Origin of the sequence: Rhizobium sp. BK181 (assembly GCF_014193305.1) — a bacterium.
In the GTDB taxonomy this organism is placed as follows: Bacteria; Pseudomonadota; Alphaproteobacteria; order Rhizobiales; family Rhizobiaceae; genus Rhizobium.
In genome coordinates, this window is record NZ_JACHZA010000021.1 from 46,506 (window position 1) to 68,379 (window position 21,874).

Annotated in this window: 19 protein-coding genes and 1 pseudogene; 9 read left to right on the forward strand and 11 right to left on the reverse strand. The window is 55.9% G+C overall.

Features of this window, described 5'->3' with window-relative positions; all coding sequences use genetic code 11:
• The first annotated feature begins 244 nt into the window (after nt 1–244).
• Complete coding sequence (locus tag FHT77_RS31695) at nt 245–538, forward strand: multicopper oxidase domain-containing protein (protein WP_246720203.1); 294 nt, start codon at nt 245–247, stop codon at nt 536–538.
• Here the strand turns inward: FHT77_RS31695 and FHT77_RS27475 are convergent.
• Nucleotides 535–738 carry a heavy-metal-associated domain-containing protein gene (locus FHT77_RS27475; RefSeq protein WP_183758298.1) on the reverse strand — a complete coding sequence of 68 codons (204 nt, stop codon included), beginning with the start codon at nt 736–738 and terminating at the stop codon, nt 535–537. The two genes, FHT77_RS31695 and FHT77_RS27475, sit on opposite strands and share 4 nt — an antisense overlap.
• 155 nt (nt 739–893) lie before the next feature.
• On the opposite strand from FHT77_RS27475, the gene FHT77_RS27480 reads away from it, so the two are divergent.
• Both FHT77_RS27480 and FHT77_RS31700 read left to right on the forward strand, forming a co-directional pair.
• The gene (locus FHT77_RS27480; protein WP_183758300.1) at nt 894–1,343 is read left to right on the forward strand and encodes a DUF411 domain-containing protein; all 450 of its coding nucleotides are present in this window, start codon (nt 894–896) and stop codon (nt 1,341–1,343) included.
• 356 nt (nt 1,344–1,699) lie between these two features.
• The gene (locus FHT77_RS31700) at nt 1,700–2,032 is read left to right on the forward strand and encodes a hypothetical protein (RefSeq protein WP_246720204.1); all 333 of its coding nucleotides are present in this window, start codon (nt 1,700–1,702) and stop codon (nt 2,030–2,032) included.
• Between the two features lie 2,403 nt (nt 2,033–4,435).
• Here FHT77_RS31700 and FHT77_RS27485 read toward each other — a convergent pair.
• Nucleotides 4,436–4,654 carry a hypothetical protein gene (locus FHT77_RS27485; RefSeq protein WP_183758301.1) on the reverse strand — a complete coding sequence of 73 codons (219 nt, stop codon included), beginning with the start codon at nt 4,652–4,654 and terminating at the stop codon, nt 4,436–4,438.
• Nucleotides 4,655–5,061: 407 nt separating this feature from the next.
• Here FHT77_RS27485 and FHT77_RS31705 point away from each other — a divergent pair.
• Nucleotides 5,062–5,408 (forward strand): annotated as a pseudogene (locus FHT77_RS31705) (hypothetical protein); the annotation flags it as partial.
• A gap of 468 nt (nt 5,409–5,876) precedes the next feature.
• Here the strand turns inward: FHT77_RS31705 and FHT77_RS27495 are convergent.
• Complete coding sequence (locus FHT77_RS27495) at nt 5,877–6,878, reverse strand: ABC transporter substrate-binding protein (RefSeq protein WP_183758303.1); 1,002 nt, start codon at nt 6,876–6,878, stop codon at nt 5,877–5,879.
• A gap of 579 nt (nt 6,879–7,457) precedes the next feature.
• On the opposite strand from FHT77_RS27495, the gene FHT77_RS31710 reads away from it, so the two are divergent.
• Both FHT77_RS31710 and FHT77_RS27505 read left to right on the forward strand, forming a co-directional pair.
• Nucleotides 7,458–7,733, forward strand: coding sequence for a hypothetical protein (locus FHT77_RS31710; protein WP_246712829.1), 276 nt, complete (start codon nt 7,458–7,460; stop codon nt 7,731–7,733).
• A 566-nt stretch (nt 7,734–8,299) separates the two neighbouring features.
• A complete protein-coding gene (locus FHT77_RS27505; protein WP_183758307.1) occupies nt 8,300–8,746 on the forward strand; it encodes a hypothetical protein in 447 nt (148 codons plus the stop codon).
• Nucleotides 8,747–9,355: 609 nt separating this feature from the next.
• On the opposite strand, the gene FHT77_RS27510 is transcribed toward FHT77_RS27505, so the two are convergent.
• Entirely contained in the window at nt 9,356–9,565 is a 210-nt protein-coding gene (locus FHT77_RS27510; RefSeq protein ID WP_183758309.1) for a dodecin, read from the reverse strand.
• A 304-nt stretch (nt 9,566–9,869) separates the two neighbouring features.
• Between FHT77_RS27510 and FHT77_RS31990 the strand changes: the two genes are divergently transcribed.
• Entirely contained in the window at nt 9,870–10,187 is a 318-nt protein-coding gene (locus tag FHT77_RS31990) for a DUF982 domain-containing protein (protein ID WP_183758311.1), read from the forward strand.
• A gap of 233 nt (nt 10,188–10,420) precedes the next feature.
• Here the strand turns inward: FHT77_RS31990 and FHT77_RS27520 are convergent, their stop codons facing one another.
• The 3 genes from FHT77_RS27520 to FHT77_RS27530 form a co-directional block, all read right to left on the reverse strand.
• A complete protein-coding gene (locus FHT77_RS27520; RefSeq protein ID WP_183758313.1) occupies nt 10,421–11,374 on the reverse strand; it encodes a C45 family autoproteolytic acyltransferase/hydolase in 954 nt (317 codons plus the stop codon).
• 1,318 nt (nt 11,375–12,692) lie between these two features.
• Nucleotides 12,693–14,648 carry a malto-oligosyltrehalose trehalohydrolase gene (gene treZ, locus FHT77_RS27525; protein ID WP_183758315.1) on the reverse strand — a complete coding sequence of 652 codons (1,956 nt, stop codon included), beginning with the start codon at nt 14,646–14,648 and terminating at the stop codon, nt 12,693–12,695.
• A 293-nt stretch (nt 14,649–14,941) separates the two neighbouring features.
• Complete coding sequence (locus FHT77_RS27530) at nt 14,942–15,295, reverse strand: hypothetical protein (protein ID WP_183758317.1); 354 nt, start codon at nt 15,293–15,295, stop codon at nt 14,942–14,944.
• A gap of 860 nt (nt 15,296–16,155) precedes the next feature.
• Between FHT77_RS27530 and FHT77_RS27535 the strand changes: the two genes are divergently transcribed.
• Together FHT77_RS27535 and FHT77_RS27540 are read left to right on the forward strand one after the other, a co-directional pair.
• Nucleotides 16,156–16,596, forward strand: a complete 441-nt coding sequence (locus tag FHT77_RS27535) for a hypothetical protein (RefSeq protein ID WP_183758319.1) — start codon at nt 16,156–16,158, stop codon at nt 16,594–16,596.
• Nucleotides 16,597–17,611: 1,015 nt separating this feature from the next.
• Nucleotides 17,612–17,893 (forward strand): hypothetical protein, encoded by a 282-nt coding sequence (locus tag FHT77_RS27540; RefSeq protein ID WP_246712862.1) that lies wholly within the window; start codon nt 17,612–17,614, stop codon nt 17,891–17,893.
• A gap of 333 nt (nt 17,894–18,226) precedes the next feature.
• Here FHT77_RS27540 and FHT77_RS27545 read toward each other — a convergent pair whose 3' ends face one another.
• The 4 genes from FHT77_RS27545 to FHT77_RS27560 form a co-directional block, all read right to left on the reverse strand.
• Nucleotides 18,227–19,177, reverse strand: coding sequence for an AraC family transcriptional regulator (locus FHT77_RS27545; RefSeq protein WP_183758322.1), 951 nt, complete (start codon nt 19,175–19,177; stop codon nt 18,227–18,229).
• A 752-nt stretch (nt 19,178–19,929) separates the two neighbouring features.
• A complete protein-coding gene (locus FHT77_RS32330; RefSeq protein WP_183758324.1) occupies nt 19,930–20,454 on the reverse strand; it encodes a 2'-5' RNA ligase family protein in 525 nt (174 codons plus the stop codon).
• Nucleotides 20,455–20,604: 150 nt separating this feature from the next.
• Nucleotides 20,605–20,859 (reverse strand): hypothetical protein, encoded by a 255-nt coding sequence (locus tag FHT77_RS27555; protein ID WP_183758326.1) that lies wholly within the window; start codon nt 20,857–20,859, stop codon nt 20,605–20,607.
• A 292-nt stretch (nt 20,860–21,151) separates the two neighbouring features.
• Complete coding sequence (locus tag FHT77_RS27560; protein ID WP_183758328.1) at nt 21,152–21,589, reverse strand: GGDEF domain-containing protein; 438 nt, start codon at nt 21,587–21,589, stop codon at nt 21,152–21,154.
• Nucleotides 21,590–21,874: the final 285 nt, after the last annotated feature.

A 21,874-nucleotide genomic window follows, 5' to 3' on the forward strand; every position in this document is an offset into this window, starting at 1 on the left:
AGGATTGAGGCTCGACGCCGGCGCTCCATTCGATGTTGAGTTGTCCAGCCAGATCGACGCCCCGACGCTGATCCACTGGCACGGTCTAACGCCGCCGTGGGATCAGGACTGCGTGCCGGATAATCCAGCTGGTGCAAGCCTGGCCAAACCCGCCACGATAAGTTTCGCCTCCGAGAGGGCGGGACCCACTGGATGCACGCTCACACGCTGCAGGAGAGGAACATGTCAATGATGTCCCACCCCGATGCACCTGCACGGACACAAGTTCCAGGTCGTCGGTATCAACGGGAGGGCTATTAACGGCGCTTTACGCGATACCGCAATGGTGCCCATGATGTCGACGGTGATCATTGCCTTTGACGCCGACAACTCCGGCCGTTGGCCGTTCCAATTGTCATCACCTGTACCATATGGCGAGCGGGATGATGACACACATCGGGTACAAGGCCTGATGGCGCAGATGCTCCCGTTCATTCCCGGGAGCATCTGCTGCTATTTGCAAGGGGGAGGTCGTTGTTGTCCGCTGCCCGAAGACTAGAGAGATGTGAATGTATTCGGATAGCCTGCTTTCTCGATCGCTGCCGCTATTGTGAGCGGGTCGAGTTTTGACTCCACCTTTGCGGTCCGGGTTGGAAGGTCGACCTTGGCCTGGGCAGTGGGATCGGTGGCCCTGATTGCCTTTTCCACCGTGCCCGCGCAGTGGCCACAGGTCATGTTCTGGATATTGAATTCGTACATGGAAGGTCTCCGATTCAAGTGACTTAAAATAGGTGGGGTTTGCCATCGTGGGAAGGTCAAGAGAACCTGCAAACGTTCAGGAGAATGTCGAAGGGAAACGGGCGTCGATCATGGCCCTGAAATGAGCTTGAACACCAATGAAAGGAGAGAAGAGCATGAAACGTAGAGCTTTCATGTGTCTGGCGGCAGCAGGCACGATTGCCACACTTACCCGGCGTGCGTCAGCGTCGCGGGCTCGGATGGACATCTATAAAGATCCCAGCTGCGGCTGCTGCGGAGCTTGGGCCCTCGCAATGGTGAATGCCGATTTCAACGTCGTGGTCCGGGAGGATGATTTCATGTCGATAAAGGCCAGGCTCGGTATCCCTGAAGATCTGCAGGGGTGCCACACCGCTGTGGTCGGCGACTACTTCTTTGAAGGGCACGTCCCCTTGGAGGCCGTCGAGAAGGTGTTGAACGAGAAACCTCCGATTGCGGGACTTGCCGTGCCAGGTATGCCGGTTGGCTCGCTTGGAATGGGAGACGACCACCAAGCCTCTTATGAGGTGTACAGCCTTACAAAGCCTGACATGAAGCCGTCGCTTTACATGCGCATGGGCGGTTAGGACCCAATCAGGGCATTCACGCCGAAAGCCAGGATCGCGGCGCTTACAACCAGTGCGGCAACCATAACCGTCTGACGGTCGGCTGCCAGCGTTACGCGGGACTGAACATCTTTGGGGACGAGACCATGCTCGCGTACCAGGCTGGGACTATTGCGGTGTCGTTTCCGGCGGTGTGACGTCGTCGTTTCTCCCAATGCGAAGTTACGCGTTCTAACAAGGCAGCTTGGTCGCAATCCGCCATTGGCACGGGATTTCGACTTCACCGATCGACTGCTGGGAGAAGAATACTTCAGCCATACTTTAGACAGAAGTAAAATAAGATACTGCCGACGGATCGAAATTTGCGGGGGAATACGATGCGGCTTGTCCTTGCGTTGTTGATACTTGTTGCTGCAACAGCAGCTAACGCACATCATGCGCCATCCGGATTTCAATACGAAGCATTTTGCTGCAACGGGAACGACGAAAACGGGGACTGTCAGCCTATTCCGTCACAAGCAGTGCGACCAGCGGGCGGTGGGTACCAGATCGCGCTGAAGCCAGGCGACCATAGGCTCGTTACGCGTCCACACCTTTTCCTCGTTCCGCAGTCCAGGGCCTTGGAATCGCCGGACGGTCAGTTTCATCTGTGTCTGTTCCCAAACGAGGATACTGTCCGGTGCTTTTACGCGCCGCCCTTGAATTTCTAATCAACGAGCGAGCCAGCCACCTGGGAAATCATTAATTGAGGGCCGTGTGCGTGGAGCGAGACACCGAGCGATTGGTGAGGAGGAGCCAGCGGACTATATCGTTTGAAGATCACGAGCCTGCGCCGCAGACAGTACCAGAATGAAAAAATATGGCCTGTCAGCATCAAGATCTGTCCGGTACAAAGGCCAGGCTTCATGTTGGAGCTGAGCCGCACCTGAGCCTCGGGAACCACCGAGGCTAATTTTTTGGTCGTTGGCAGCTGATCGAATCCAATGCTTGATTGGCTCACGAGGGAATGGTCGTCTCTACGTGCATCCGAGCCCCCCGGAAAATACGATAAAGTTGGAATCTCCGACGGCGAACCCGAAAACGCATTTGTTAAAGTCGCAAACAGGCCGTGATGGAACCTTTTTTTGTGCCGCCTATTTCTCCGATAAAGCCGGTGTTCCCATGTCACGATATTTATCGTTTTCTACGCAAGCAGCCAGCGCTCAGAATGAGCCGGCTTCAAGAAATTTTCTCGTTTATCGGCGGATCGGCACGATGGTCTTGTACGCAGCCACTATCTTGCTGGTGATCGTGACGGGATGGATCAGCATGGGACTGCTCGTACCTTCATAGACGCAAGCCTTTCCAAAGCTTGGGCAACCTCGCACGATGAGAGGGTGGAAGGCTCAAAGGCACGACGGGCATGCCGAGAGCCTTTCCGGTCCAAAGAGGGTTGTGTGCGCACCACAGATATCGATCACATGCATGACGACGGATAGCAGCGTGCCTCACTTTGTGCGGGTATCGTGCATTCCGCGTCACCTTAGGGAGCGCATCGGGCAACGCCCGGCACAGAGCGTTCAACGTGAAAGGAGAAGAATTTCGGGCAACAGCATGAACAGGCTAGTGCCAGATTTCTGAAGCTCTATTTCGGGGCTGCGTACCTTTTGTTCAACTCAATAGTTTACCCATTTTTGATCGGAGCCAGAATTTCAGGCTCGGCCGCCGGATAAAAATGACGGTACTGTCCTCGCCCGCGTAAGCCGGGACTACGCGCGCTTCGTAAAGACCGTCGTCACGCTGTATGGATCCGAGCCGTGGCCCGATTGGGCGACCAAGGCGACTCTCTGCGTCAGTTAAGTAGGTCAAGGGATTTGCCCCTTTTGCAAGATCCATTGCATGCCACGCAAAACGAACAATCGACGCCAAGCGGCTTTAGCGGAGCGAATGCATCTGTGACCGGCTGGACGGGCGATATCCGAACCGTCTTGATGCCGTGCTTCTTGACCATGGACGCCGACCGTTTTGAAGCTTTGCGAACGCGATCCAGTCCCTGCAGAATTTTCAACATGTACTTTGCTTCAACGGCTTCCATCGTGGCGAGAGGGACGCCATCGAGCCGAGCTGGCTCAAGCGTTGCCTCGTCGATGATGGACCAGTGTTCGCCTTCCATGCGCAATCGGTATTCTTCGGCCATTACCAGCCCCCCTGTTGAGAACCAATTCCAGTCTGCTGCAAGGGCGCGCGTCCAGCTACCTAGCATATCGGGCAACTCTCCCGCTCAAAAGTTGTATATCTACTCGCCCTAATTCGCACATTGCGCGCCTCGGCCTTTTTGAGGGGTGCGTGGTTCGGTGCCAGTACGATGTGGCACCGTTCTTCCCTTTCCTTCGCCGCCGAGGATTTTTTACACAATGTCCAAATTGGGCTGATCCATTGGGCGATCTGCTCGTTAAGTCCCAGTGGCAAGGTTGGTCCAGCCCAGCAGTCGCTTCGTGGATCAAATTCGAAGTCCAATCTCGTCTCGGCTCACGTGTCGAACGCCGGATCTGGCGGCCGCCCCCTCAGCGAAGCCGACGAACATCCCCTTCAGGGATAGCAACAACGATCGCGCACGCGTCTGCTCGATACCAGTTGATCGATGACTGCCTTGGGCGGCCAGCAGCGGTCGCGACTCCACATTTGCATCAGGTTAGTGCGACCTGCTTTTCCTGTCTCGTAACCGACGACGCCGTTGGCCTTGCGGTAAAGGCAATAAGTCTTCGATCTGTTGCACAAGCCTGGATTTGTCGAGCTTGAAGGCCCAGGGATGATATGCCTGGAGGACGGACTTCAACGAGCGACAGGGCTTCATCGACAGAGGGCGCGGGACAGAGGACCATGTAGGCTTGTTCTTCCGAAACGAGAGCCAGACCAGTTGCAATGAATAGCCATCCTCGCCGATCAACGCACAGGTGGAATCCATCGGTCCTCGCCATTCGGTTCCAACTAATCCCAAAGTTGTTGAAGGGCGGAAAAGCCGCCTTCAGGTTTGCAAGAAATCGTTCAAGCGCGCATCCGGACCCGTGACCAGCACGACCTATCCCGATCTTCGTCCCCACGGGCGACGGCGTGTTGCCTGATGACATTTTTCATCAATGCGTTAGCAGAAGTTCTTCCTGGCTGATCAAGACGAGAAACAGCCCCTCGTCCAATCGCGAGACAACGTCGCCATCTTCCGTCAGATAGTCGATTTTCGTTGGATCGGGGCTGATGTTTCCCCTTTGGTCGATCCTCATCTGCTCGATGACGATGCAAGGTCGCCCAGCGTGGCTGGAGCACTGGAAGCGGTTCGTCTCCTTATAGAGGTGCATGGGACTATCCTCCCGGTTGAGATGGATGGAATAGCTATCAGCATGCTGCAATTTGAGGATGCGACAATAAAGATTAGAAATGGGCGCAACTGCGAAAAGTCAATAAGGCCGGCGCCGAGCCCGGGTGTCAAAGCGTGGTAGTCAACGGTACCAAGAAGCAGAATCCACCTGCGGCTGATTTGAAACATGAACGAACGGCTGGATTCAGCGAAACGATGGAGGAGATCTGTCAAGTGCGACGTCATTAGTCCCTGCGTCGCGCAGAGAACCCGAGAGTGTAAGGCTCGGCGCCGAAGAGGAACCGCCCTTGGAGTTTTCCTTTGCGATCGTCGTTCTCGGCTTGATCCGGCTGTGTTTGGTTTTTCGGGTCGCAGCCGTACGCCTGGATTGAGAAAGGAAGAGGTTGCGCGTTTCGAGCGGACGCAGCCCGTGCCGGAGCGACGTCGGAGATCACGACCTGGTAGATGAACTTTGCAACGTGAGTCCGGAGTTTACTGCGCTGTGGCAGGAGAACGATGTTATTGCCCATGGAGAAGGAACCAAGAGGCTAAAACATCCGATTCTCGGCGACATCGAACTGAATATTCCGGGTTTGCCGTGGATGGTAGGCCCGATCTACCTGGTCGTCTACAATCCCGTCGGTCCCCGGGTGGCGGAACGTATCCGGATGCTGGTCGTGAGCAGCGATTGCAGCCTTGACACGCCGGATGTGCCGATGACTGGCGTCCCTTTTTCAGGGAAACCAGAGCTCTAGAAGGTCGTTTCCTGGACCAGCCACCACACGGGAAGGAACGCCAAAGCAATGGCAACGAGCCAAACCGATGCGAACTTTACAAGATACTGCAGTCTGGCTTTCGTCTGATCCAACGCAAACAACATAACGAAACTCCAACGCCCCGGCGCACAAAAACATCATGCAACCATTGAGTCGAGTGCGGAACTGCAACACTTGCCATCGCTTTCATCGCCCGAGCAAAGGTCCCGATGTTAAAGAACCATCTCCTGGGAGACCTTTACTTCTCGTTCCGGTGACAGTAGCAGCCTGTCAGCCTTCTCATACCAGACGGATGCTGCCGGCTACTTTGCGCTGTCGCTTTTGGTCCTCAGCGCGGACCTAAACCCTTTGTAGGCCGCAAGACCATCCATTCGTATCGCCGTGCCATGTCTCGTGGAGAATGAGCCGTTAACAGGGCGGCGGATGATCCCCGCGGCCCCCGGGCGTCTAGAGGGAAGCCTCGATCTTCTTTGCTGCAGCCTCCGAGACCCACTTGGTCCAGATGTCCTTGTTTTCCTTCAGGAAGTGCTTGGCGCCGTCCTCGCCGCTCGCCTGATTGTCGGTCATCCAGGCCATCAGCTTGTTGACGGTCTCATTGCTCCAGGAGCGCTTCTGCAGGTAGCCCATGACCTCGGGCCCCGCCTTTTCCGAAAACGGCTTCGCCACGAGAGTGACGATCGTGTCGACCGGCCACGCATTCGGCTTCGGATCCGAGCAGTCGGCCACCGTATTGCAACGTTTCCACTCGGCGGCATCGGCAGGCACGCCGGCTTCGAGCTTGACCATCTGATATTTCCCGAGCAAGGCAGTGGGGGCCCAATAATACCCGACCCAGCCTTGCTTGCGCTCGTAGGCCTTTGCGATCGATCCATCGAGGCCAGCCGCCGAACCCGTATCGACGAGCTTGAAGCCTGCCTTTTCTGCGTCGAAAGCTTTGAAAAGCTGAGAGGTAACAACCGTGCCGCCCCACCCCTGCGGGCCATTGTAGATGGCACCCTTGGACGCGTCTTCCGTATCAGGGAACAGTTCCGGGTGCTTCAGCATATCGGGAATTGACTTCAAATCCGGGTGAGCGTCGGCAAGGTATTTCGGGATCCACCATCCCTGCACGCCCCCATCGGGGAGAGGGGAGCCAACCTTGATGATGCGTCCCTCGTCGGTGCCCTTCTTCACCACATCCGGCAGAAGGTCGACCCAGGCCTCAGGGGCGACATCTGGTTCACCTTTTTCGGCCATTGACGTGATGGTCGGAACAGTATCACCAACGGTGATTTCCGCCTGGCAGCCATACCCTTCGTTCAGGATAATCTTGTCGAGGTTGGAAAGAACCTCTGCGCTTTGCCAGTTCATGCTGGCAATCGTCAAGGAACCGCAACCGGCGGCATTCGCGTAAGAGGCAAGTCCCAGCAGCCCGAATGTCACGCAAGTTGATGCCAATAGTTTCTTCATTTCAGTTCCCCTTTCTTGTGACGGCTTTCAACGTTCGAGTGGTCCGCCGCGAAAGACCGCTCCAAAATCTCTACGAGAACCATTGTCGCCAGTGAACTACCGTCGACATCCCGTTGTCCCGAACCGCATATGCATGCGTCGCCTTCTCGCCTCATGCGCCTCAAATCTTCCGTCCGCAATGATCCCAACGGTCTGATGTCTTAGTGTCGAAACACCAATCCAAAGCTTGCAATCGCGACACTTTGCGTCCAGCGAAAGGTCGAAGTTCTAAATAGTACCAATCCGGAAACTATAAAGACTTCGGGGCCTTGAAGAGTGTTCTTTCGAAGTGAAGCGAGAGTGGTGAAACGAACAAGGGCTTACTTCGTCAAGTTGAGCGTGGGGCAGCCAAAAACCGAGTCAGTTTGCGTGGGGCAGCAAAACCGAGAATTCCGCATCGTTCGCGCCCTCTCTGAGGGAACCGTTCCGTGTCGGGAAGGTTAGCTTCTCAGAGAAGAGACTTTTGGAGGATTACCAATGACTGTGTTGAAGAGAATTGCTATCAGTTCTGCCCTGGTCGCGAGCAGCGTGGTCGGATTCATGTCACCTTCCATCGCCCAGGATCTCGAGTTCAGGGTGGGCCCAGGGGGCGTCGGAATTCATGATCGTGATAATGATCGGCACGGGGATTGGTCCGATCGAGGGTCTCGCCGGCGCTGCGATCCTGATGATGCCCTTGACAACGCACGCGATGCCGGATTTCGAAGGGCTCATGTCGTGCGGATTTCGCCACGTAGCGTTGTCGTAGAGGGCATGACCCGCCGCGGGCCAGACAGGATCATCTTCGCTAACGTTCGCGGTTGCCCCGAGGTGTAAGATCCAGCAAGGTTCAACGTTGTCATGAAAGGCGGCGCCCATCCCTAAAACCGAGGCTGTTTGGGGAGCACGAAAGACTGTAGCACGATGGCAACAATGTACGCGAAACGGCAGGCCTTGCTGACATACCGAGGCTTCGTTTGGCATTGATGTCGAAATCCATTGCCGTTGGTGTCTGTCGTCGACCACATGCCGTTCAAACGGCCAAAACAGGCGGGCAATCGTGAGCCGCCGCTGCGCCGTTCGTTCGGCCGAGCCGACGCAGCCTAAGGTCGTGGGAGGCACTGAGTTGGTGCCCACCACGACATGGCGGCGACAAGCGGAGTTGTTGAATAGGCAACGATAGAACGGGAGAGGACGTCCTCAATACGACGTCCCTCTAAGGGTCCGGCCGAGAGCGCACCCCCCAACTCGGTCCACTAAACGATAGCTTGCCATTCGAGCAGCCGCATCTTCCGACCTGGCGTGGACCTTCCACCCTCCAAATGGCGTAGCATAGAGAGTAGCAATACATCTGGAAAGAAAAATCGGAGGCTCTAACTCCAGTAAGGTATCTGGAGCGTGGAATGTTTCATAAGTATTCGAGCCTGAGGAAATTGAAAGGTGTATTGGCCGATACAATTCAAAGATCGGAATACACTTTGGGAATACGGGCACTATACGACAGAGAGGTCATATTCGCGCTTGATGTAGAGCACCTGAATTTTGAGTTGCCTCCATTTCCGGTAAACGCTGAAGCGATTTGGAACTGGATCAACGAACAGATCCTGGGGTCGCCCGGTCAGGAGACTTTCGTTTACGAGATCAACCTCGACGGAGAGGATCGCGAAGACCGGGTGATGGAGAAGCTCGTAGAGATTGGCGAGGGGACAGGTATGACGGCCTGGACATTCGATCTGGAAAGCGAGGAGAGAAAAACATATTCGCTTAGGTTCATTGTGATAACCATTCCGGACAAGAGACAAGCAAAGGAATTTCGCGTGAAATTCCACGGCAAGAATATTCTACCGTGACACCGGCTTGCGAGCCTCTGATACCGAAGTTGGGTCCAAGTGTCGTCGGCCAGGTGTCCTTCGCCTGCAATGCTTGTGTTGAAAACGATAATTTTATTGCCGGGCGGGCGTTGCCCGACATTAAACGTTCTCATTAAATGCCTACTTCCTGTCGATAATAGCCCGACAAGGATTTCGGTCTGTCGAAGGCTCCCTGCCGTGCTTAACTGGGAGCGACCATGAAACAAGCCCTGATCGTAACATCGATAGCGGTCGCCCTGGTCGCGATCGCGGCAACGTACGCGTTGCCTTCCTTCAACGCGACCGGCCATTCTCAGATAGTCAACTCTCGTTAACATGATCGCGCTCTTCGCCTTTCGTTGATGAGAATGCCACACGACGCGACCACAATGTGATCTCGAGCGCGATCCGCGGCAGCAGACCAGGAGCCAACGGGACAAAGCATTCATAAGCCAGGACATACGCAGCCGCCTCAGGTCGAGGTTTCTTTCCAATCTCGCGGGATTGCAAGTCGGCGAACCGTTCCAATACGCTAGGTCTGCTACTCAACTCGAAAATGGCGAAGAGCGACGACGAAATCGTCGCTCTTGGCGTTTTCGGCTGGCGACGTTATCCGTCAATTCTGAAGCCTACCTTCATCACAACCTGATAGTGTTCAACTGCGCCGTCCCTGATATGTCCCCGGATCTGGTCGACTTCGAACCAATCTAGATTTCGCATGGTCTTTGACGCGCGCGCGATTGCCGTGTCGATGGCTTCAGTTATTGAAACCTTGAAGGTGCCGACCAGTTCGACCTTCTTGTAGACGTGATCGCTCATTTTGCTTCCTTCCTTCAGTGTTTCAGGTTCAGGCAAGTCTTGAGACGCTGCGCTGCACAAAAGGAACGAAGACAACCTTTCAATGTCGAACGCCTTTGAAACTCTCACATGATTTTGGTCGCGTGCCAATGTCAGCGTTGTCGCCGGGAAGTTCGAAGTGGACATTGTCGAGAAAAAATCCCGGCAGCGCAGCCATGCCCCTTTCAGCGCTCAAAATGTGAAGAGGGGCGCTTCCAGCTGGCCCCAAAGCTGCCGTGTTTCGAGGTGAATCTGTCATGGGGCGACTCAGGGGAGGAGCACGCGCATGGTTTCAACGGGCGATTGGACATTTGGACTCGAAATCTGGCTGCCAGGGGTTCCAAATCCGATAGACATCAGAGGAACAGACGAAGCATCGGCGTTGTTGGCAGACAAATGGCCAGTTACGTTCGGATCGGCGTTTGAGCGAGCTCTTAGCGTTTGCGCCGCAGTACTTGATGGGACGATGCACCCAGACAGTGCGAAGCGGGCCCTGATCGATGCGGCCGAAGCGATCGGCGTCTCGTGGATGGACCGGGTCTATCATGTGCCGGCCCGCAGTGAGGTGTTTGCTCGCGGTCCTTCCATCAGCCGCAGCCATTGAGCTGCGTCGGGGGATGACAGTATAATCTCGGGAGGAGGAGGCGAGGTGGCGGATCTCGCGATACGCTATTCAAATGGCGCCGCTCAGCTCAGACTGAGCTGGTGACCCAGCGGCTTGCTTAAAGACCTGCTCATGGCAGGCTTCACGGGACCTGTTCGTCCGCGTTGCCCCGGCCGGGGCATGCTGTCGATCACGGCATTGTTCCGCGCAATGACTGCGCCGCGGGATGGAATTTAAGTATAGCTATGCGTGTATTGGCCTTCGGGAAAATCCTGGAAGCCGAGGGACCAGCATTTGCCAGGCCAAATATAATCCACTCGCCGTTCCAACGGTCGGTACAGCGCAGTATAGAGAGTTGGATAAAAAATACTGTTGGAGTAAAGCGGCGGCTGGAGAAACAGCTGTTGGAATTGCGGAAGGGACATGCTCGGGTCTTCCAATGCGCGCTGAATTGCTGCCAGGCGCGTCATTGATGACGTCGAGGGTCTTGTCCACCGTTGATGGTTCGTACACGCCTTCGCTCGAGATACGACCGGGCGTTGACGCGGGCCGAGCAACAAGGTCGCGTAGGAACCCGAACGGTCCAGGACGGTTACATTCTGTGGTAGCGCTATGGGAATTCTGCAAAGGGCAGCGACTGCTTGATTTATAGTGTGGCACGTCTCGAGAATGTAGCGGATCACCAGGATAATGGAAAAGCCAACACCCTGAGTGCGGCCCCCGCCAAGAGTGACACTCGCGACGAGTCCTTCTTCGTTCATACCATCTACACAACCTCCCCAAGGTCTTTGCGCCTTTCCAATGACCCTCAGATTCGACCAGGCGGTCATTTCGAAGCGATCGGAAACAATCGCTGGCGGATAGTCGAAGTTTCGCAGTAATGCCGGGCCTTCCGACCCAAGCCAGACCGCCTGACTACAGCCGTAGCGTTCTGGCGCGGGTCGGTAGTGACTGAGCATTCGATGCGCCACGTCGTCATCTCCGACGAGGGAGCATGCCTCGTCATAGGCGGGTGCCAGCTCCGGCATGAACCGAAGCAACGCTGCACGGCATTCCTTTGCAGTTGGGACTGGGGATCGGGCTTGCCCGAAGTACCACTTTTCCGCCTCCGCGCGACCGGCAACAAATCTGGAAAGCCAGGCCTTGCCGGGTCGGTCTTCCTTAACGGCCGCAAATGTCTTGTCCATGGCTGGATTATAGGAAGTCACACGCGTTGCTGACAAGGCATGGGCGTCATTATAGGCGTCGTGAGGAATACAGAAAAGAAACCAGCAAGGCTCGACTGGAACTTAGGAGACCATGCCCGGACTGGCATCGTCCATGGAGCAAGCGGAAGATGGGTTGTCGACCATGGGAACGCTGGGGCTCCCTGATGCGAGAGCTTGGCTCATTGAACCCAAGCGCCCCGTATACGCCTCAGGTGACGATGTTCAGACCGGATATGGCAACAGCGTTTCACGTCTGCCAAGCGCCAACGAATGACAAACGACGAGCCCTATTTCACCTGAGGAGCGCTGAACGGACGACGCAGCGAATGATCTCGACGACGAGCAGCACACGGAAAGTCACGGGTATCAGGTAATGATCGTAATGCGGGCGTTTCAGTCAGCCAAGCCGCGGCTGCTCCAATCAAGCAACGCGAGAAGACCGGAAAAACCGGCTTTCTCGTCCAGGTCCCCCCGAAACGCCGTCCTATTGCCTTCGAGGCGCGCCTCGTTCTGCAGACAAGGGTGAAGACATGTCAAGAATATGCGGAAGACCCAGGCGACCAATGGGTTTCACTGCCGTTCCTCAGCGTGCTTGCGCTTTTCGTTCTCCTGCTCGTATGGGTATTGCTCGAGCATACGGTCTATGGTCGTCGCTCTATGCGTTGGCGGGAACGCCGAAGCTCCAAGGCTCGTCGGTGTGCGTGTGCGGCTCCTTCGATTTTCGGCGGTTGGCCTGACCGGTCTCGGGGGCGGCAACCGCAGGTCTGATGATGCAAGCCGGGTCGCCTCCGCCAACCCGACCCAAGGAAGCGGTTTGATGCTTTCTGCAATAGCGGCCGTCTTCCTGGGAATGACCATGAGTGAGGAAGGCGAGCCCGCGTCCTGGCGACGTTGTCGGGAGTTTCATTCTCGGCGGCTCGACAATGGCCTGACGCAGATGAGCGTCGATTCCTACGTGCGCGAGATTCTCGTGGGATCAACTATCATCCTCGCCGTCGCCTCATCCAGCTTGAGCAAGCTTAGCCAAAAGGAGTGGCCACTCCCCATACGGACTGTTCTCAACAGCATCCGCAGGAGGGGATCATAACGGCTCCGTTATGGCTGAGCCGGCGCCAGAAATTTGCGCGGCATCCAGACCGTGGCGTAACAAGCGCTCTCGGGACCGACACTATCTTTCTGTGTATAACGTGACTGAAAGGCGGCCTCGACAGTGCCATGAGGTCAACTACACCGGCTTTTTTTTACAACGAGCACGATCACTTCCGACAAGACCACGAATCGCCTGCAATCAGCCATCTCAAGAGGAGATTTCGCTTTGCCAGTGATCAAGCTGTTCACCAGGAGGTGTCTTGTTCCGTGCCTGCCTTTTTGGCGCAAGCACGACCGCGCAGTCGGCTGAAAGACCCCAACGACGTTGTAAGTCGATCGGTCGGCGACCGCTTCCACCATAGTTAAAATCGTCACTGGACCACTCGACCTTCCATTGATAACCGCGCGGCGGGGCGAGCAGAGGATCGGGCCGACTGTGAATTGCAAGGTCGTGACCGAGATTGACTAAAAGCAGACGCTGTTCGTCCGGCTTATCAGAAAAAAACCGCAACAGGAGCGCGGACGTCTCCAACACACTCCCGTCAACAATGAGCTTCCGCCCTTCGTCATATCCGGAGAAGATATTATTTCGCCGAAGCGCGAGGAGATCCCTATGGAGCGCAACGAGGTGGTCATTCCGCTCATATTCATCCCACTTTAGTTTTGATCGTTCAAACGTTAGCGGATCGGACGGCGCAGCCATGCGGTTTTCGAAGTCGGGATCCTTTAGGCTTGGGAACTGTTTCAAGAAGGCAACTCTGCCCTTTCTTACGAGATCAATCATCTCCCCACGACTATCAGCGAAGTAAAAGAAAGGCGTCGTCGCGCCGAACTCCTGGCCTTGAAAAAGCATGGGGGTCTGCGGACCGAGGAGGAGCAGGGCGGTTAGTGCTCGAAACCGCGCCGGCGACGTCAGCTCAGTTATCCGCAAGCCTCTTGCAGAATTCGCGATCTGGTCATGATTTTGCAAAAAGTGGACGAAGTGTTCGTGGTGGAGGTCAAAGCCGGGTGTGCCACGTGGGGCGTCCTGCCAATCGTAACGCTGGCCCTGAAACAGGTAGCCATGTTTCGCGGCCGATACGAACTCTTGGGCATGACCGCGGTGATCGTGATAATAGGCTTCCCTCCTTCCGGTAGCGGCCACCATGGCAGAGTGATGGAAGTCATCATTCCACGCAGCGTCCAGACCCAAGCCTTCCGCATCGCTTGCGCGGAGAAGACTTGTGTCCTGCGGTTCGTTCTCTGCCAAGAGGTAGATCGATCGCCGGCCTCCTGCTTTCCGTGCCTCACGAGCGATCAACGTGACGATGTGATCCTCACTGGCATCGAAGAGCGCCTGGGTGGCGTCCAATCGTAGGCCGTCCAAATGGTACTCATCGATCCAGTATGCGGCGTTCTTAGCTATAAACTCGCGCACACCCTGGCAATTCCTTCCGTCGAAGTTGAGAGAGCTACCCCACTCGTTGGAATAGCGATCGGTAAAGTAATCCTCTGAAAATGCTCGAAAGCTTTCGCCAACGCCGAAATGGTTGTAGACGACGTCGAGGATGATGCCGATTCCCGCCTGATGGGCCTGATCTATAAACGATCGCAATTCATCCGGGCGGCCGTACAAGCGTGTAGGCGCATAGGGAAGTACTCCGTCATAGCCCCACCCGAACTCACCGAGAAACTCGTTGAGTGGCATCATCTCCAAGCATGTGATGCCGAGGTCTTTGAGGAGCGGTAGCTTTTGCGCTGCGGCTTCATAGGTTCCCTCCGGCGTGAATGTCCCAATATGCATTTCGTAGAGGACCTGCCCATCTGGAGATATACCTGGCCAAGCCGTATCCTGCCATCGAAAGGACCTGTAATCCACGAGCATTGACGGCCCCGCTGGGCCCCCGGGTTGAAAGCGCGATGCGGGGTCGGGCAGACATTGTGGCGTCTCCCCCAGGCGGAACTGGTAAAGTGCGCCAATCTGCAAACCCTCGACGTCGACACAAAAGTAGCCCCCTTCCTCTCGGCGCATCGGGTATTCTCCTCCTGCCATGAGAACGACCGACATGGTTTGGTGAGATGGTGCCCAAACGCGAAACGACGCAACACGATCAACGATCTCGGCCCCAACCGGGTATCGTCTTTGTGATCCTCCCGTCGCTCTTGATTCGCGATCGACTTGCATTTGCTTGACGTCCTCTGCTGCGGTCTGGCCATTGAAAACGTCAGCAACAGGGCGTTGTTCCGGCGGAGGATCTTACTCGGCGAGGATCGCGAAAGCCTCATAGGGACAAAAAACACCATCGAAGTCCGGTGGCATGTCCCAGCGTCTCCTGGCGTGGAGATTAAATTACTTTGGAGCCCGGCGATCCCCTGATCACACTTCCTTTTTGTTGCAGGAAGGGTGAGGGAGGTTGCACCATGTCACTGGAACCCGGGTGTGGCTTTTCTGCGTGTCCGCGTGGTTTGCGAAATCGATTAGCTGCTTTGAAATCGATCGCTCACCACCGTTGCCATCTCCTCCCATCGCGTGCGAGCAAGGCGCGTTAATCGTTCTTCGTCAACTACACCTTCCTTGACCAATACCAAAAGAAGCGTCGCAATCTCAACGCTCGCCTTTCGATCCCGAGTTACGCCCTGTTCTCGGCAAAGAGTCTTGAACGCATTCTTGATGAAGGAAAAATCGACGATAAGCCTCGAACGAGAACCGTGTACCGCACCGATGAACGCATCGTTGTCGACTCCATAGTGATTACCAAATGGGGTGCCCTCAACCACGTTGTCGACAATGGCGGTGCCGGCGTCGTCTTCGTTTATGGCGACTTCTTGCAAGCTGCTTCCCTATTTCTAATGCCTAGTGTAGCGATGAATCAGTGGAGGGTAGCACTTCAAGAGAAGCCTAATCAACCTGAGTAATCAATGTGTTCGCACGCCTCAGTTGGGGCAGCGCTCGAATACAATCTTTGAGAGGGGCCGGATCGCCATGCCGCGCGAGCGGGCGTTGACGTATTTGAAGTTAGGATCAACCAGCTATTAATGGAGATAACGACTGGTCTGCCGAACAGTCGGGCCCAACGCCTCAGCATTGACATGCTGGATATCGACGACTGTCGTACCTGGTTCCCCTTGCGCGCTCCCGTTCGTCACGTCGCAGGGCTGGAGGACGAAGCCTGCACCCCGTGAACATGCTTTTTGTGTCGCCGCCGCCTCAAGCGCTGTCCTCGCTACACCATGCTACGCTGCGGAAACGCCAGACCCGGACGTCGGCGTGCCCAACCCGAAACGATGGTGCTAAAGGACACTAACGGCAAGACCTAGGCCATTTTCGCTGGAGGTGAAGTATGAATAGTTGCCATGTTGTACGTCCTTCGTTCGGGCAGCGCCCATCACGGTCCCGAAGGTGTCACAAGGATGGCGACGATCGGGCCGCACCTGATGAATCCTCAAGAAAAGCCTGGCGGCAACTCGCAAAAGTGCGAGTCGCAGGGGAATGGCAATTGAGGCGCACAAGCTGAAGGGAAAGTGGGTGCTCCTTCGATCCGATGAGCCTGGCTTTCGGTGAGTTCTGTGATGAAAACGGAGGTCGCATCTGGACTTGGCTCGGTTCGCGCGGGCTTACGGTTGCATCCCTCGTCCGGTCTTCTAGAATGACCTTAGCCGAATTGACGAGGGTAAGGGGAATATGACTTTTCGTGTCCCGGCGCTATCTTTTGAGCATGAACCTCGCTGACCACTTTACCCACCCCGACCCGCGTGAAGCGGAACTGTCGCAACGCCTTCTTGAGTTGGGACTCGACGTTTGCCGTCTTGACGTAATGTCGCGAAGCGCTCTCGAAAGCGAGAAATGTCTTGCGAGCAACGCAAGGCTAACGCCGGCGATGCTGGCCGTCCGGCTGTTCGTATGGTACGTCGCAGAAAGCAAGCACTTTGATCCCAACGTTCTTTCACGGCCCGGCTCTATAGGCCGATCCATTTTCACCATGAGGAGATGGGCCGCCGGAGATCCCATATTCGCGGCCAATGTTGAAGTTGAAATTTCGTCGTTGAAATACTTTCTCTATGAACTTTTTGAAACCGTCCAAGTGCCTCCCACGATGATCATCGCGGCGCAGGAACGTCTCCTGGGTGCCTGAGCCGATGAGTGAATTGGCAGACGTTGGTTTGGCCACTATCGAATCGGAAGAAGTGCTACTGCCTTTCGAGCTTCGCATGTAATCTCCAGCCGCTGGCCGGGTTCGGGTCGGCTGTTTGGAGGTTTGTTGAGAAACAGCCCTTGGCCCCAGTACAGTGCTGCTGTGATTGCCGCATCGACGTCGAGAAACAAGGCGCCTTCAAGTTTTCGCTTCTTTGCCACCGTACGCAGATCGAACTCGATTGCCGAGGGGCAAATCGGACAAAAGCACTTCGGCCTTCCTGGCCTAAAGATCGTGTTTTGCTGAAACTGTTCGCCGCAAATATTGCTCGCCTCGCTGGCGACGCCGCCTTTCAATGGTTCGGACGCTTTTCATCACTGCCTCCAGACAATGACCGCTTTCTTATGATTTACGATCCGAAAGGTTCCGAACACGGCGGCCCCCGGCGAAACCAAACGCAGATGCCTGCAACTGACATGTGAAGCGTCCGAAAATCTCATCTGGAGCACTCGTTTCAGGCGCCCTGATCCGGAGTTTGACGTGGCTGGGAGGCCACCGACCAATACCAACCCCACCCGAGTGGCCTCCCTTATCCTTCCAGGAGATGAAGGATAGAAGGAGAGTAGGATTGCACATGGGGTTGGCAATCGGACCTTGGTCTGACCACGGGTTGCGTACGCTGGCGTACTTTGAAGCAGTAACCACGCTAACGTGAGCAGCCTGTGCCCGTTTCCTGCTGGAAACGCACCAGTAACGGGAACCTATCAGGCTGGATCCGTCGGTTCCGGGGCCCGAGACTTATCCGAGCGCAGAGGTCCTCTTGCCTGGCCAAAAGCACATTGGCCGGAGACATCGCGTCTGTGGCGCGCATAGCTGCTATGCCGGATTTACGGTTTTCGCCCGCCATCTCACAGTTTATTAGAGCTGCCTGGATCGATCCACCGGTCCTTTCTGTGATGCGCGGTTGGCCCTGAACGGAGACATGATGCAAAACATAATCATAGCGGATAGCCATATGGAGTCCGTTGAAAGTGGCGCCAAAACAATTGCTGTTCGGGTTGGATACTGTTCGGTTGAACCAGGTCCGCTTGAGATCCGCTCCGCGAGCGGCTTCTGGTCAACAACGAAGGTGGACGTCGTTTCGGTTCAGCGGAAGGCAATTTCAGATTTGAGCGACGAGGAACTCAATCAGAGCGGCGTTTCGACAGTCGACGCGATGGTTAGGCTGTTCCTCCCGGCTCATCCATGCCTGTCGACAAACTCGGATGTGACTGTCATCGGCTGGAAGGCGGCTTGATTAACGGGCAACTCAGACCGGATCTGAGACTCGCCCGACCAACCGGGAGGTTGGGGTCAACACTGACTTGCTGTGGTCGTTTTTTGAAACAGGTCGATGAATCGGGACGATGCAGCCTTCAAATCTCTTGGCGCTGCCTACGCTCGACCGGGCTCGCGTCGTTGCCCCTGCCATTGTCACGGACCACACGACAGTGAGCCATTGTGCCGAATAACCCGGCATTCTCAACGGATGTGGGATCTGATGATCCGTGTTAGCCGTTCGAAACCAAAGGCGCCGGGAACGTGATGCCGGATCGAACAAGACAAGCTGGTCGAGGTGCCGCCCTTTTGTTCAAGAGGCCACTCGCCTGAGAGGACGGGAAGAGTCCAGAGCCCTTCCTCGAAAGGTTACCGGCGATGCACCCATGATACGTTTGAAAGCGCGGCTGAAGGACGCTTCTGACTCGTAGCCGAGACGCTCGGCAATCGCGCCCACGCGCTGACCCTCCAAGAGCCATTGATGAGCCTGATGCATGCGCATTCGAGCAACATACCGGGCTGGAGTTTCACCGACAACCCTGGAGAAGCGCTCCGCAAACGCGGACCGTGACGCCCCCATTTTTCTTGCAAGTTCTTCCACCGTCCAGTCATGTGCCGGATCGAAATGAATAGCGGCGAGAACGCGGCCCACCTCTGGATTTCGGACAGCAGCCAGCCAACCGGTCGCGTCTCCGCACCCATGTTCCACCCAAGTTCTGATGAGGGTTGCAGTCAAGACGTCGGCAAGCCGAGCCAGAATTCCACCAGCTCCTACGCGGTTCATGTCGGCCTCACGCATCATTGCCTCGAGGAGGGCGGGGATTGATGGTTCATTGGCAGCAAGGTCACTTGTCCGCATCATCTTTGGCATCAACTGCAACAGGGGATGATGCTTGTCGACGTTGAAGCGCATGACCGCAAAGAATAGGAGATTTCTGTTATCGGCACAGGGGCATTGCAAGTCGACAATACCATCACAAACCGGTTTGCGAGGCATGCTGTCGACTGGCGTCGGATCTAGCCCGGGCTCACTGGCAATTACATGAGCGTCGCCTCTCGGCAGCAGCACCGCGTCGCCCGGCAGCATTTCGGTCCACTCGCCATTCGGCGATTGCAGATGAGCTCTGCCTGCCGCTACAAAATGAAATTGCGCTTCTTCCTTTGCTGGAAAAGCTGTCGCCCAGGGTGCTGACGGCTGACATCGCCCGTATTCGACGCCATCCAAGCGCAACCCTCGCATCATTTCTGTCAATGCATCGCTCATTGCTGTATCCGGAATTTGGACGAATTATCAAATAGGTCGTTTTTTCTAGCATAGAAACACCGGGGTGCCACGTCTAGCCTTCAACGACCAGAACTTTAGAGATGACATTATGAACGTCAGACCTGCGCCAATGCCTTCAAGGTGGTACGGCGGAATTCCTCCCGGCCAGCCTTCTCACCCTTGGTCTCTCCCGCGATATGGGCATCAGCATTGAGGCGGCAGGACAATCAGTCACGATGACGGCTGTCACTGGCGCAATCGCCGGTCCGGGGGTTGTCATGGGCAGCAGCCGGCTAAATGCCGGCTCGCTCTCCGGGGGCCGACTACGCTTCTAATCAACGCAGGAGCATTGATGCCGACCACTTTTCAGATTGCCATTGCCAGCGGCGCCGCGATCGGCGGCCTGATTGTCGAAACGCAAGGGCTGGAAGGTGTATTCTCGCGGCTCTTGCTGCGCTTTGCTGAATCGCGGTCATTGGCATCCTCGGTCGGAGCACCGCTCGGGCGATCCCATGGATGTCTGTCCTGCTTAAGGTTTCTCGTAAGACAAGAGAGGCCTGGCAATATGGGCGGATATCCCTCCTCATACGCCAAGCCTCTCTCGTTTCCTCGGTAGAGGATGGAGGGAAATTATTCGTGCGGCAAGTGGTTTCGCACCTCCATTCCCCCTCAAGTTGAGAATATGAGTATCAGCGCATACAATGGAGGTGGAGTCACGTAGTATGTGCTCTGCGATCAGCCAGGGCAGCTGCCTAGGTGCTGCCCACCGTCCCGAGGTGGTCATTATCGGAGAAAGCAAAACTTCCTTCGGCCCTCCATGGCCCTCCCCTGTAGGTCCATAGGTCCAACCCCGTAATCGACAAAAGGCGAGGTTGAAAAGCTGCCGTGACCGCTGCGTACGACGCAGCGACTCTCGCTCTATCGGCTCCGTTTTGGATAGTGATATGGGGCCGCCAACCTTGCTTGTCCCCGGGGCTGAGCCATGGTTCGAACTTTCCGCGCAAAACACCGCGAATCCGCTCCAGCTCCGGAGAGTCAAGCGTAAACGCCACTCCGGATCCGAGATGCCAGATGCCGGTCGTCGATGCTTGCATCGGCGATTGGGAGCTCGCAACGACTTCAAGAAGTTGATGTATCGTTGAGAGATGCCAGTCCGATAACCGGTAAAACACGGTGAGGTGGGCCGTCACGTGGTTGCGACCAGGTGGAAAGTGGATGCGGCGCAAGCCGTCGAAGAAAGCGAGATCTTGATCGGGAAGACGCGCGGTTAAAATCATCCGTCCAGTCTAAGCCGGTAGGATTCAGAATCTACCCTTTATCGGACGATGAGTGGGAGGCATTGATCGTCGTGTCGATCAGCGCGGCAATGATCACCCGCCTGAGGCGCGCCGGATAACAGCCGTCATCGCGGCGACGGTTGTGCCTGCTTAATGGGGAGTGATGTCAGAAGATGTGATCCATACTCGCCCGTCATATGCCAATTGGCCCTCTGCGAACTTGCGGTCGGCAATGCCCTCATACAAGGGGAGGTCACGAAGTATGCTTTGGATAAGGTCGCTTTCGCCAGGGGGCAGTGCATCGTCGGAGATGCATACGGTCTGGTGCAGGCTGCCTTCCGTCATGACCAGTATGGCATGACTACCATATAGCCGGATTTTGCCGGGCACGGTTGCGAGCGACATGGCGTCCTCCTTGAAGTTCTCCGGAGAGTGTTGTTTCGCTTTCCGGACGCTAGGGACATATGGTTAATGAAAGGTTGAGGTTTTACAATCCGGCCATCAGGAGAGGTTGCACCCCAAAAAGGTGCATTGGGCGTCCAAAGCGGGCAGAGATATTACGGTAGCGAACCTGGCCGAAATCATTGCCGTCGAGGAGATCACGTTGATGACCAAGACAGATGCGTAAGTCCTGTCATCGTATTCCTTACGTCATCGGAACGTCCGCTAGCAGGCTTCTTTCATGCCGCGCTGCCCATTATACCGCGAGTGCGGCGCTCTTTGGCAGAGTGACCGGGAATGCGGCGGGTTCCCCGCCCCTAGATCCAACCCTGTTCCGACCAGCATTTTTGGCAAGATAGAGAGCACCGTCGGCCCGATCAATTACATTCTCCAATGATGTCTCGCCAGGGGCGACCGCTGATACACCACAACTGAGGGTAACCTCATGGCTTACCCCGATCTTGCTCCAGTCTTTTATCGCAAAGCACGTCCGCACTGTGTCTGCGAGAGCGATGGCCTGCCCGATGGATGAGTTCGGAAGAAATGCCACAAACTCTTCGCCGCCAAATCTTTCGGCATGGCTGAGCTTGCCAACGATGCGCGTCGATTCCTTTGCCGGCCCCTGGATAACGAGGTCGCCCGCCGCATGGCCACAGGTATCGTTCACATGCTTGAAGTGGTCGATATCACACACGATAAGTGATCCCTCGAGTACCACGGGAATTGGAATCGAGGTATCCGCCGATACTGTAACGTCGCCCGCTTAACGCGATCTAAATTGCGCACGCGGCCCTGAACGGTGTTGGCTGCCTTGACCTGCTGTGAGATCAAGGCGCGACAATCACATGACCCCAGTCGCCAATTTGCGCATGCAGGGGCGAGCTCGGTCCGGGCAGGGATTGCGGCAATGTCCGACTAATCTGTGGAGAAAAGAACAAAACGGGAATTGGCTGTCGCGGTGAATCGGTCTCTATCGTAA

What these genes read in the sequence shown, in the direction of transcription:
- FHT77_RS27545 (WP_183758322.1), bottom strand. Translation starts at nt 19,177, where the DNA reads ATGAGCGATGCATTGACAGAAATGATGCGAGGGTTGCGCTTGGATGGC.
- FHT77_RS27480 (WP_183758300.1), top strand. Translation starts at nt 894, where the DNA reads ATGAAACGTAGAGCTTTCATGTGTCTGGCGGCAGCAGGCACGATTGCC.
- treZ (WP_183758315.1), bottom strand. Translation starts at nt 14,648, where the DNA reads ATGCAAGTCGATCGCGAATCAAGAGCGACGGGAGGATCACAAAGACGA.
- FHT77_RS27540 (WP_246712862.1), top strand. Translation starts at nt 17,612, where the DNA reads ATGGAGTCCGTTGAAAGTGGCGCCAAAACAATTGCTGTTCGGGTTGGA.
- FHT77_RS27505 (WP_183758307.1), top strand. Translation starts at nt 8,300, where the DNA reads ATGTTTCATAAGTATTCGAGCCTGAGGAAATTGAAAGGTGTATTGGCC.
- FHT77_RS27520 (WP_183758313.1), bottom strand. Translation starts at nt 11,374, where the DNA reads ATGGACAAGACATTTGCGGCCGTTAAGGAAGACCGACCCGGCAAGGCC.
- FHT77_RS27510 (WP_183758309.1), bottom strand. Translation starts at nt 9,565, where the DNA reads ATGAGCGATCACGTCTACAAGAAGGTCGAACTGGTCGGCACCTTCAAG.
- FHT77_RS31700 (WP_246720204.1), top strand. Translation starts at nt 1,700, where the DNA reads ATGCGGCTTGTCCTTGCGTTGTTGATACTTGTTGCTGCAACAGCAGCT.
- FHT77_RS27555 (WP_183758326.1), bottom strand. Translation starts at nt 20,859, where the DNA reads ATGTCGCTCGCAACCGTGCCCGGCAAAATCCGGCTATATGGTAGTCAT.
- FHT77_RS31990 (WP_183758311.1), top strand. Translation starts at nt 9,870, where the DNA reads ATGGTTTCAACGGGCGATTGGACATTTGGACTCGAAATCTGGCTGCCA.
- FHT77_RS27495 (WP_183758303.1), bottom strand. Translation starts at nt 6,878, where the DNA reads ATGAAGAAACTATTGGCATCAACTTGCGTGACATTCGGGCTGCTGGGA.
- FHT77_RS27475 (WP_183758298.1), bottom strand. Translation starts at nt 738, where the DNA reads ATGTACGAATTCAATATCCAGAACATGACCTGTGGCCACTGCGCGGGC.
- FHT77_RS31710 (WP_246712829.1), top strand. Translation starts at nt 7,458, where the DNA reads ATGTCACCTTCCATCGCCCAGGATCTCGAGTTCAGGGTGGGCCCAGGG.
- FHT77_RS27485 (WP_183758301.1), bottom strand. Translation starts at nt 4,654, where the DNA reads ATGCACCTCTATAAGGAGACGAACCGCTTCCAGTGCTCCAGCCACGCT.
- FHT77_RS32330 (WP_183758324.1), bottom strand. Translation starts at nt 20,454, where the DNA reads ATGATTTTAACCGCGCGTCTTCCCGATCAAGATCTCGCTTTCTTCGAC.
- FHT77_RS31695 (WP_246720203.1), top strand. Translation starts at nt 245, where the DNA reads ATGCACCTGCACGGACACAAGTTCCAGGTCGTCGGTATCAACGGGAGG.